We start from the raw sequence: 9,502 nt of genomic DNA on the forward strand, positions 1-9,502 counted from the left end.
CCTGATGTACCGAGTTGTCTGCATCGCAGGCAAGCCAGCTCCCACATTGACCCTGTTCCAAATTGGAAAAGGTGGTTTTCGTTAAATCGCGCGCAAAAAAAAGGCCGCACCCTGCCAAGGAGACGGCCAAAAAATTGTCGAGGCTTGTGTAGCTTAACGAGCGGTAATCACCGACAACTTGGTAATCCCCGCGCGTTCGATAGACGCCATGGCTCGCGCCACTTCGCCATAATTCACGCCGTTATCGGCCTGCAGTTGCACCCGCACATCGGGATCCTTGGCCTTGGCCGCCTGCAGGTTGAACTCCAGCAGGTTCGGCTGGATTTCATCCTTGTTGATAAACACTTTGCCGGCACCGTCGATGCTCACCACCAGCGGGTCCTTCTGCTCCACCGGGGCAACGGCCTCGGTCTTGGGCAGGTTGATCGGGATCGCGTTGGTCAGCAGCGGCGCGGTGACGATAAACACCACCAGCAGCACCAGCATCACGTCTACCAGCGGCGTGACGTTGATCTCGCTCAGCACCTCATCGCTGTCTTGCGTGGAGAAGGCCATGTCAGGACGCCTCCTTCACTTTTTGCGGGGTGCCGGCCGCAGTTTTGTTCAGCGCCGGGTGCAGCAGCACGCGGAACGAATTTTTCTGCGCGAGGCTGTAGAAGTCGTGGGCGAAGTCGTCGAGGTCGGCGGCGGTCAGCTTGAGGCGACGCAGGAAGTAGTTGTAGACCAGCACCGCTGGCACGGCGACGGCAATACCAACGCCCGTTGCCACCAGCGCGGCACCAATCGGCCCGGCCACGGTTTCGAGGCTGGCGGAACCGGCGGCGCTGATGCCTTTGAGCGCTTCCATGATGCCCCACACGGTGCCGAACAGACCGATGAACGGCGAGGTGCTGCCGATACTGGCGACCACGGCCAGGCCGGTTTCCAGAGAGCGACGCTCACGTACGATCTGCTGGCGCAGGGCGCGTTCGAGGCGGTCCTGGTGGTTGATGGCCTGGCTCAGATCCGCCGCGTGCGGGGTGTCACCGACCTGGATTGCCGCGTAACCCGCCTGGGCCACACGAGCAGCGGCGCCGGGTTGGGTTTCCGCCAGCTCGGCAGCCGAGTCGAGGCTCGACGCCGCCCAGAACTGTTTGTGGAACTTGCGATCCTGCGCCTTGAGGCGACCGAACTGCACGCCTTTCAACAGCGCCAGGCCCCAGGTCGCGACCGAAAAGACCACCAGCAGCCAGATCACCGCGCTTTCGATGGATTCAAGTGGAGATGCTAATGCCATGATGTGTTCCCTCTGTGCAGGTCGCGGCGTGTGAGACACACCGCAGCCGAATAGTTAGTGAATCTTGAAATCGATCGGGACGCTGACCCAGCCGTTCTGCGCCACGTCGCCCTGCTTGGCTGGCACGAAGCTCCAGCGCTTCACCGCGGCCAGTGCGGCGTCGTCGAGTTGCTGGCGACCGCTGCTTTTCTGGATCTGGATCTCGCCCGGCTTGCCGCTGGCCAGCACCTGTACCCGCAACAACACCGTGCCTTCCCAGCCCCGGCGCTGGGCCAGTGACGGGTATTCGGGCGCCGGGTTCTTCAGGTACGCGGCGTTGGCCGAAGCCGGTGTGACCGGGGCCGGCGCCGGTGGAGCGGGCGGCGCAGGCGGTGCGGGTGTCGGTGGCGCGGGCGGCTGCTCGACCGGTTTCGGGGCGGGCTTGGGCTCAGGCTTCGGCACGGGCTTTGGCTTGGGTTTTGGAATCGGTTTTGGCGGCGCCGGCTTGGCGGCCAATTCATCCACCACCGGCGGCGGTGGCTCGACCACAGGCGGCGGCGGTGGTGGCGGCACGGGCGGTGGCGGTTCCACCACCGGCGGCGCCGGCTGGGAAAATTCGATGGTCATCGGCGGAATTTCCGGCGGCACGATCGGCAGCACCGGCGTGGGCTTCTGCGCCACCCAGTAGATCACCGCAGCGTGCAGGGCCAGCACCAGCAGGCCCAGCAGAATCCCTTCGCGCCGGCTGGAGAAACGCTTGGGGGTTTGCTGCGTGCGCAGTTGCCCCAACGGCGCGCGGTGCGGCCGCCCAAGGTCGACCAACTCACCACTCGGTGCCTGGCGCCATTGCGCCTCTTGTGCACTGGCGGCGGTCTGGACATTGCCCATTGATTCACTCCCTACGGTCTTGAAACCAAAAAACCGACGGGCCTGTGTGGAAGGCCGTCGAGGGCTGAATCATCGGGGCCAGACGCTTATCTCTTAAAGTAATCTTTAAAGTTATACATAGATCCAAACTGAATAAACGAAACATTCAGAAACGCCAAGGCCACGTCTTCCGTGGCCTGGCGCCGAGGCGGTTTTTTTCAATGCTTTGCAGGCATACAAAATATTCCGTAAAGGCATGCCTCAATGGGGATTGTTTGCGCACAAATCGAACAACTCGCTCTGCAAACACTGCCCCGCCGCGCCCAAGCCGCTGCGTGCATACAGCGCCAGGCGCACGCCCTGCACCGCCGGCAAACCGCTGTCATCGCCAAGGATCCGGTGCCCGGCCTGCACCACACGACGCGGCAACAAGCTGATCCCCAACCCCGCCGCCACCGCCGAGCACACACTGGCCAGGCTCGCGCTGGAATAGCCGATGCGCCAGCGCCAGCCGCCCACTTCCAGGTGTTGCAGCATTTCATTGCGGTACAGCCCACCCACTGGAAACGCCACCAGCGGCAGCGGATCACGCCCCAGGGACGGCGTGCTGCGGCTGTCCACCCAGCACAGCGGTTCCGGCCAGGAGGCCAGGCAGTCGTCGCTGTCGCCCATCTGCTTGACCAGCAACACGTCGAATTCACCGCTGCGGTACTGGCGCTGCAACTCCGGGCCAAGGCCGCTGGTGACTTCCAGGCGCACCCGGGGATACGCCAGCACAAACGCCGACAGCAAGGGCATCAGGCGCTCGGCGGCAAAATCCTCCGGCACACCGAGGCGCAACACGCCGTCGCTTTGCTGGTTGATCAACACGTCGGCAGCCTCTTCATGCAGCGCGAGGATGCGCCGCGCGTAGGCCAGCAGGCGTTCACCCTCGGCGGTGGCGACCACATGGCGCTGGTCGCGGTCGAGCAACTGGCAGCCGGCGACGTCTTCCAGGCGGCGGATCTGCTGGCTCACGGTGGATTGGGTCAAGTGCAGGCGCTCGGCGGCGCGGGTGAAGTTGCCGCACTCCACCACGGCGACAAAGCTGCGTAACAACACGGGATCGAACATGGCGCTCACCATTCCATTTGCCACTGGTTTTCATGGTTATATTTAATTTCAGAATACCTGCGGCGCTGGCCATACTCACGCCTCATTTATCTGCCGCAAGGGCGCTGCATGACCCTCAATAAATCCCTCGCCGGCTGGGGCCTGCTGATTGTGCTGGGCCTCAACCTGCGGCCGATCCTCAGTTCCATCAGCCCGTTGCTCGGCGAAATTCGCCTGGCCACCGGCCTGAGTTTCCAGAGCAGCGCCCTGCTCACCAGCCTGCCGGTGATTTGCATGGGCCTGGTGGCGTTGGTCGGCGTGCGTGTCGAGGCGCAGCTGGGTGAGCGGCGCGGCATCGCCTTGGGCCTGATGATGATCCTGCTGGCGTGCCTCGCCCGCTGGCTGATGGGCCAGGGCGCGGCGCTGCTGGTCACGGCGTTGCTGGGCGGCGCTGGCGTGGCGCTGATCCAGGCGCTGGTGCCGGCGATGATCAAGCGCGAATTCCAGCACCGCGTGCCGGTGGCGATGGGCGTGTACTCGGCCTCGCTGATGGCCGGCGGCGGGCTCGCGGCGCTGCTCAGCCCGCTGGTGGCCACGCAGTTCGGCGATTGGCAGGCGGGCCTGGGCGTGTGGCTGTTGCCGGCGCTGGGCGCGTTGTTGCTGTGGGCCTGGTTGCCTCTGGGCGCGGCAAAGAGCGTCAAGGAGATCCCGGCGTTCAAGGGCCTGCGCAATCGTCGTGCGTGGTTGCTGGCGCTGTATTTCGGTTTGGTGAACTGCGGCTATATGAGCCTGGTGGCGTGGCTGCCGGCGTTTTATCAGCAGCTGGGCTGGGGCGTGTTGCCCAGCGGCTCGTTGCTGGCGTTCATGACCATCTTCCAGGTGCTCGCCGCGCTGCTGATGCCGGTGCTGGCACAACGCGGGATCGACCGGCGCCCGTTGCTCGGCATCAGCCTGTTGGCGCAGACCGTGGGCTATCTGGGCCTGATCATGGCGCCGCTGCAATTTCCCCACCTGTGGGTCGCGTTGTGTGGCTTTGGCCTCGGCGCGTGTTTTGCCCTGAGCCTGCTGCTGACCCTCGACCACCACCGCGACCCGCGCCAGGCCGGGCAACTGGCGGCCTTTGTGCAAGGCGTGGGCTTTTTGATCAATGCCGTGTCGCCGTGGATGACCGGCTGGCTGCGCGAGCTCACCGGCAACTTCATCAGCGCCTGGGTGGTGCTGGCCGTCACCGCCGTGGCGATGCTGGTGGTCACGCGGGTGTTCAGCCCGGCGACCTACCGCACGGCGCCCGCTCTATAGTTATGCGTTTAAGATCTAGATAAAACAAATATGCTTCATTGACGGAATAAGCGCGGCGCTTAAAATCCCGGTTCTCCTCTTGGACGCCGGGCCCCCCATGGATCTTCGCCAACTGCGCTATTTCATCGCGCTCAACGAGCACCGCAGCTTCGTGCGCGCCGCCGACGCCATGGGCATCACGCAACCGGCGTTCAGCCGCAGCATCCAGGGCCTGGAGCAAGAATTCGGCTGCGTGCTGGTGGACCGCGCCCACAAAGAGCTGCGCCCGACCCCGGAAGGCCAGGTGGTGCTGCAACATGCCCTGAGCCTGGTGCAAGGCGCGGCGTTGCTCAGCCACGAAGTCACGCGCATGACCAAACTCGACGCCGGCGAAGTGCGTTTGGGCTGCGACGTGGTGGCGGCGGTCAACCTGCTGCCCGAGGCCCTGGCGCGGTTTGTCAGCGCCTACCCGAAGGTGCGCAGTGCCTTGCAGGTGGATAACTGGGAGCGGCTCGGGCGCAGCCTGAGTCGCGAAGAGATCGAATTTTTTATCGCCGATGTACGTCACTTCGAAGCCGACCCGAACTTCCAGACCCAGGCCCTCACGCCCCGGCGCAGCGTGTTTTTCTGCCGTGCCGGGCACCCGCTATTGGCCAAGGACAGCCTGTCCACCAACGACCTGTTCGGCTACCCGCTGGCCACGCCGCTGATCGCGCCGGGCATTCGCAAGCTGTTGGCCAACCTCAGCGGGCGCATCGACTTTGCGCCGGCCATCGAGCTGGAACAGTTCGCCGCGTTGGCGAGCATCGTGCGCCAGTCCGATGCGATTGGCCTGGGCGCCGAAGAAGCCTTCGTCGATGACTTCGCCAGCGGCGCGTTGCAGGTGCTGCACTGGCGCAACCTGCCCCACGCCCTCGACAGTTTGAGCAACCGCTGCGGGATCATCAGCCGCGCTGGGGCGCGCTTGTCGCCTGCGGCGAAGGCGTTGATCGAGACGTTGCTGGCGGTGGAAAACCAAGCCGATTGGCCCGTGCAAACGTCCCAAAGTCATTGAAGCGCACGCCCATCTGCGCCATTACCTTGTGCGCCACCTTGGCGGTCATCTGGCGGATGTAGAACGGCTCCTTCACCACAAAATGGTGGATGCCATGGGTGCTGCCAAAGTTGAAGCAGAACGCCTGCAACGGCCACATCCACCACGGGTTCAACACCTGGGTCTGCTGGATCACGTTGCCCAGTTCCACATCGCCGTAGTAGTGCATGTTGGAGCTGACAAAGTGCAGGCAAAAGGTGCGCAGCACATTGGGGCCGATGATCACCACGGCGGCGATATCGATCACCTGCATCATCTGCAAGGTGCTGGCTGACCACTCGATGGGCGCGCCCAGCAGGCTGGCGATGCCATTGGCCGCGTGGAAGCCGAGGAACACATACCACGCGCCCCAATGCAGCAGCGCCAGCGGCGCATACACCAGCAGCGAGCGCTTGAGGATGCTGAATTTGTGCTTCCAGGTCTTGGCCCGCAGCAGGCGGATAAACGCCGACATGACGTTGTCGCCCACCATCAACAACCGCGCAAAACCCCAGGGCTCGCCGTTGGTGATGGCGCGTTCTTCCATGTCCGTCTCGGTGCCGGAGACCTTGTGATGGTTGAGGTGCAGGTGGCGGCGAATCCACGGGTTGATCGTGCTCGGCCGCGCCAGCCACACCAGGCCCATCATCAGGTGGTGGGGGATGCGCTGCTTGCGAAAGTACATGCTGTGGATCAGGTCGTGTTCCAGCTCGTGGGTCAGCGAGGCCAGGAACGCGTTGATCAACAGGCACGCCCACCAGGCCATATGACCCGTGATGTAGAGCGCTGCCGAGCCAACCATGCCGAGCAACGCAAACGCGAGGATGCCCGCGCCCAGCGCGTCCTGATGCAGCAGCCAGGGGTGCTGCTGGCGCAAGCGCACGCCTTCGGCCAGCACCACTTCACGGATATGCGCCGAACGCTGTTGCGCGTTCATCTGCTGGGGACTTGCAGAAGTACCGTCCATGCTTCCATCCTCTGGTTATTGATGCGTCCATCCTGCCCCACGCGATCTGGCAGGGCGCTAGCCCCGGACGCCAACCTGTTGACCGCAAGCGCCAATCGCCATGCCCGAACCCACTTCCCTCGCCAGCTGGACCCGCGCCCTGCGCAAGCAACTCGACGCCCTCGGCCTCGACAGCGCCGCGCTGTGCGCGCAAGCCGGGCTCGACCCGCAGCAGATGGACGACCCGAATGCGCGCTACCCGCTGTCGGCCACCACGCGGCTGTGGGAACTGGCGGTGCAGGCCAGCGGCGACCCGGCGATTGGCTTGCGGGTGTCGCGGTTTGTCAGCCCCACCACCTTTCATGCGCTGGGTTATGCGCTGGTGGCCAGCGGCAGCCTGCGGGAGGTGTTCGAGCGCATCGTGCGTTATCACCAGGTGGTCAGTGATGCACTGACCCTGACCTTGGACGGTGATGGAGAACGCTATCGCTTTCGCCTGCTGCAACCTGCCGGCAGCCCGGCGCCGGCGTTCGAAGCCATCGATGCCTTTGCGGCGATTTATGTGCGTACATGCCGCAATCGCCTGGGTCGGGACTACGCCCCCTTAGCCGTGTATTTGCGGCGCCCCGAGCCGGTCGATCCCCAGCCCTGGCACACGGTGTTTCGCGCGCCGGTGTTTTTTGGCGCCGAGGAAGACCGCCTGGAATTCGCCGCCCAGGACTTCGACAGCCACCTCGACGACGCCAACCCCGAGCTGGCCGAGCACAATGAAACCGTGCTCAAACGCACCCTCGCCCAGCTGCAACCGCTGACCTGGGAGCGCAAGGTGCGCCGGGTGATCGAAGCGCAATTGCCCGACGGCGAGCCGAGCGCGGAACGGGTCGCCCAGGCGTTGCACTTGAGTTTGCGCAGCTTGCAGCGGCATCTGGCGGACGAAGGCTGCCGGTTTGATGCGTTGCTCAATGAGTGCCGGGAGAATTTGGCGTTGCTGCACTTGCGCGATCCGCAGTGTTCGTTGGCGGAGATCAGCCATTTGTTGGGGTTTGCTGATACCAGCAGTTTTAGCCGGGCGTTCAAGCGGTGGACGGGGGTGACGCCGGGGCAGTTTCGGGAGGGGTTGCGGTAGGGGGATTTATGTTGGTTTTGAGGGCCTCATCGCGGGCAAGCCCGCTCCCACATTTGATTGCATTCCAAGGTTGGAACCCGGTCACCTGTGGGAGCGGGCTTGCCCGCGATGGCGTCCGTAAGGTCAACGCCCACGATCACGCCGTAACACCGACCTCACCCGCGCCACCAACGCCTTTGCCTCAAACGGCTTGAGCAGGTAGTCATCCTCATGCAATTCCAACCCCCGCAGTCGGTCTTCAATGCCGCCGGGCGTAGTCAGGAACAACTGCGGCGTGTCGCCCTTCTGGCGAATCGCCTGCTGCAATTTCCAGGCATTCAGCCCGGGCAGCATCACATCGAGGATCACCAGGTCGTACTCGCCGTCCTCGACCAGACGCTGGGCCGCCATGCCGTTGGCCGCCACGTCCACGCTGTAGCTGGCCTCGTTCAAGCCCTGGGCCATCCGCTGTGCCTCGTCGGATTCATGTTCCACTAACAGCACGCGCATAAGACACCTCGATTGATCAGGCCAGCAGGCTAACACCCTCAGGTGTGCGCCGCCTCCCGCAACCGCCCGGCGTCGAGGATTTCGATCGCGCCGTAGCCCAGGCGCACGATGCCTTGGGCTTGCAGGTCCTTGAGCAGGGCGTTGGTGGTCTGGCGCGACAGGCTGAGCAGCGCCGCGAGTTCTTCCTGGGGCAGTTGCACGAGGCGCCGCGAGGGCTCGATGTCGCCATGACCGTCAATGATCATCAGCAAGCGATGGGCCAGGCGCACCGACGCCGGCATCAGGCGCAGCTGTTCGAGGCCGATAAAACTCAGGCGCAGTTTCTGGCTCATCAACAGGGCCAGGTCGCGCCAGTAGCGCGGATTTTCGTCGAGGTCTTTCAACAGCGCCTGCTGCGGCACCTGCAACAGCGTGCACGGGCCGACGGCGCAGGCGTCGTGGGTGCGCGGCAGGCCGTCGAACAGGCAGATCTCGCCAAACCAGAAAGGCGGCTCCACCAGGCTCAATACCGCTTCCTTGCCGTGTTCATTGACCGCGCTGATGCGCAGGCTGCCCTCGAGCACCGCATACAGGCCGCACGGCGGGTCGCCGCGCTTGAACAGGTATTGCCCCGCCGTCAGCTGACGCAACCGGGCGTGGGCCAGCAAGCTAGTCTGAAACGGTGCGGGCAGGTGACTGAACCACTGGCCGGTCGCCAGTTGCGCGTGCCATTGCGCTGCATCCATGGGAACTCCGAAGATTGTCGCCCAGCTGACAGTCAGGCAAAGGCTGACAGGGCATGATCAAACATCCTACAGGAGGAACAACAATGAAAAGCCTCGTCGATCACCTCAGCCAATACGCCGCCTACCACCGCGACCCGCGCAATATCGCCAGCCACTTTATCGGCATCCCGTTGATTGTGGTCGCGGTGGCGGTGTTGCTGTCGCGTCCCGAATGGGCCGTGGGTGGGCTGTGGGTTTCACCGGCGGTGCTGCTCGCGTTGTTTTCGGCGTGGTTTTACCTGCGCCTGGAGCTGGCGCTCGGCGTGTTGATGACGGTGCTGATGGGCTTGTCGGTGTGGGCCGGGCATGTGTTGGCGGCGCAGAGCACGCTGGTGTGGCTGGGCAGCGGGATCGGGATGTTTGTGGTGGGCTGGGTGATTCAGTTTGTCGGCCACTACTACGAGGGTAAAAAGCCGGCGTTTGTGGACGATGTGTCGGGGCTGATCGTCGGGCCGTTGTTTGTGGTGGCGGAGTTGGCGTTTCTGGTGGGGCTGCGGCATGACCTCAAGCAGCAGATCGAAGCACGCTCGGGCCCAGTGGCGCGCCGCGATCTAAAGCCTAGTGAGGTTTAAATGTGGGAGCGGGCTTGCCCGCGATAGCGGTGGGTCAGTCA

Annotated in this window: 11 protein-coding genes; 4 read left to right on the forward strand and 7 right to left on the reverse strand. The window is 64.0% G+C overall.

The annotated features are described in order from the left end of the window. Positions 1 to 153 precede the first annotated feature (153 nt). From B348_RS0110755 to B348_RS0110770, 4 genes are all read right to left on the reverse strand, one after another. A complete protein-coding gene (locus B348_RS0110755; RefSeq protein WP_017736130.1) occupies positions 154 to 555 on the reverse strand; it encodes a biopolymer transporter ExbD in 402 nt (133 codons plus the stop codon). Position 556: 1 nt separating this feature from the next. Continuing rightward, the gene (locus tag B348_RS0110760) at positions 557 to 1,279 is read right to left on the reverse strand and encodes a MotA/TolQ/ExbB proton channel family protein (RefSeq protein ID WP_085986520.1); all 723 of its coding nucleotides are present in this window, start codon (positions 1,277 to 1,279) and stop codon (positions 557 to 559) included. A gap of 51 nt (positions 1,280 to 1,330) precedes the next feature. Continuing rightward, the gene (locus B348_RS0110765) at positions 1,331 to 2,143 is read right to left on the reverse strand and encodes an energy transducer TonB (RefSeq protein WP_017736132.1); all 813 of its coding nucleotides are present in this window, start codon (positions 2,141 to 2,143) and stop codon (positions 1,331 to 1,333) included. 240 nt (positions 2,144 to 2,383) lie between these two features. Continuing rightward, a complete protein-coding gene (locus tag B348_RS0110770) occupies positions 2,384 to 3,235 on the reverse strand; it encodes a LysR family transcriptional regulator (RefSeq protein WP_026136719.1) in 852 nt (283 codons plus the stop codon). 108 nt (positions 3,236 to 3,343) lie between these two features. Between B348_RS0110770 and B348_RS0110775 the strand changes: the two genes are divergently transcribed. Both B348_RS0110775 and B348_RS0110780 read left to right on the forward strand, forming a co-directional pair. Continuing rightward, positions 3,344 to 4,513 carry a CynX/NimT family MFS transporter gene (locus B348_RS0110775; protein WP_017736134.1) on the forward strand — a complete coding sequence of 390 codons (1,170 nt, stop codon included), beginning with the start codon at positions 3,344 to 3,346 and terminating at the stop codon, positions 4,511 to 4,513. Between the two features lie 97 nt (positions 4,514 to 4,610). After that, positions 4,611 to 5,546: a LysR family transcriptional regulator gene (locus B348_RS0110780; protein ID WP_017736135.1), complete on the forward strand. Its 936-nt coding sequence runs from the start codon at positions 4,611 to 4,613 to the stop codon at positions 5,544 to 5,546. On the opposite strand, the gene B348_RS0110785 is transcribed toward B348_RS0110780, so the two are convergent. Then, complete coding sequence (locus tag B348_RS0110785; RefSeq protein ID WP_026136720.1) at positions 5,437 to 6,531, reverse strand: fatty acid desaturase; 1,095 nt, start codon at positions 6,529 to 6,531, stop codon at positions 5,437 to 5,439. The genes B348_RS0110780 and B348_RS0110785 overlap by 110 nt on opposite strands. A gap of 100 nt (positions 6,532 to 6,631) precedes the next feature. On the opposite strand from B348_RS0110785, the gene B348_RS0110790 reads away from it, so the two are divergent. Next, entirely contained in the window at positions 6,632 to 7,636 is a 1,005-nt protein-coding gene (locus tag B348_RS0110790) for an AraC family transcriptional regulator (RefSeq protein ID WP_017736137.1), read from the forward strand. 123 nt (positions 7,637 to 7,759) lie between these two features. Here B348_RS0110790 and B348_RS0110795 read toward each other — a convergent pair whose 3' ends face one another. Both B348_RS0110795 and B348_RS0110800 read right to left on the reverse strand, forming a co-directional pair. Continuing rightward, on the reverse strand, positions 7,760 to 8,125 hold the full coding sequence (locus tag B348_RS0110795) for a response regulator (protein WP_017736138.1): 366 nt from the start codon (positions 8,123 to 8,125) through the stop codon (positions 7,760 to 7,762). Between the two features lie 38 nt (positions 8,126 to 8,163). Beyond that, entirely contained in the window at positions 8,164 to 8,850 is a 687-nt protein-coding gene (locus tag B348_RS0110800) for a Crp/Fnr family transcriptional regulator (protein WP_017736139.1), read from the reverse strand. Positions 8,851 to 8,933: 83 nt separating this feature from the next. On the opposite strand from B348_RS0110800, the gene B348_RS0110805 reads away from it, so the two are divergent. Beyond that, positions 8,934 to 9,461: a DUF962 domain-containing protein gene (locus B348_RS0110805; protein WP_017736140.1), complete on the forward strand. Its 528-nt coding sequence runs from the start codon at positions 8,934 to 8,936 to the stop codon at positions 9,459 to 9,461. Positions 9,462 to 9,502 lie beyond the last annotated feature (41 nt).

It is taken from the genome of Pseudomonas sp. CBZ-4, assembly GCF_000346755.1.
Classification (GTDB): Bacteria; Pseudomonadota; Gammaproteobacteria; order Pseudomonadales; family Pseudomonadaceae; genus Aquipseudomonas.

Coding starts and splice junctions, on each gene's coding strand:
- B348_RS0110785 (WP_026136720.1), bottom strand. CDS start 6,531: ATGGACGGTACTTCTGCAAGTCCCCAGCAGATGAACGCGCAACAGCGT.
- B348_RS0110805 (WP_017736140.1), top strand. CDS start 8,934: ATGAAAAGCCTCGTCGATCACCTCAGCCAATACGCCGCCTACCACCGC.
- B348_RS0110780 (WP_017736135.1), top strand. CDS start 4,611: ATGGATCTTCGCCAACTGCGCTATTTCATCGCGCTCAACGAGCACCGC.
- B348_RS0110795 (WP_017736138.1), bottom strand. CDS start 8,125: ATGCGCGTGCTGTTAGTGGAACATGAATCCGACGAGGCACAGCGGATG.
- B348_RS0110790 (WP_017736137.1), top strand. CDS start 6,632: ATGCCCGAACCCACTTCCCTCGCCAGCTGGACCCGCGCCCTGCGCAAG.
- B348_RS0110765 (WP_017736132.1), bottom strand. CDS start 2,143: ATGGGCAATGTCCAGACCGCCGCCAGTGCACAAGAGGCGCAATGGCGC.
- B348_RS0110800 (WP_017736139.1), bottom strand. CDS start 8,850: ATGGATGCAGCGCAATGGCACGCGCAACTGGCGACCGGCCAGTGGTTC.
- B348_RS0110775 (WP_017736134.1), top strand. CDS start 3,344: ATGACCCTCAATAAATCCCTCGCCGGCTGGGGCCTGCTGATTGTGCTG.
- B348_RS0110755 (WP_017736130.1), bottom strand. CDS start 555: ATGGCCTTCTCCACGCAAGACAGCGATGAGGTGCTGAGCGAGATCAAC.
- B348_RS0110770 (WP_026136719.1), bottom strand. CDS start 3,235: ATGTTCGATCCCGTGTTGTTACGCAGCTTTGTCGCCGTGGTGGAGTGC.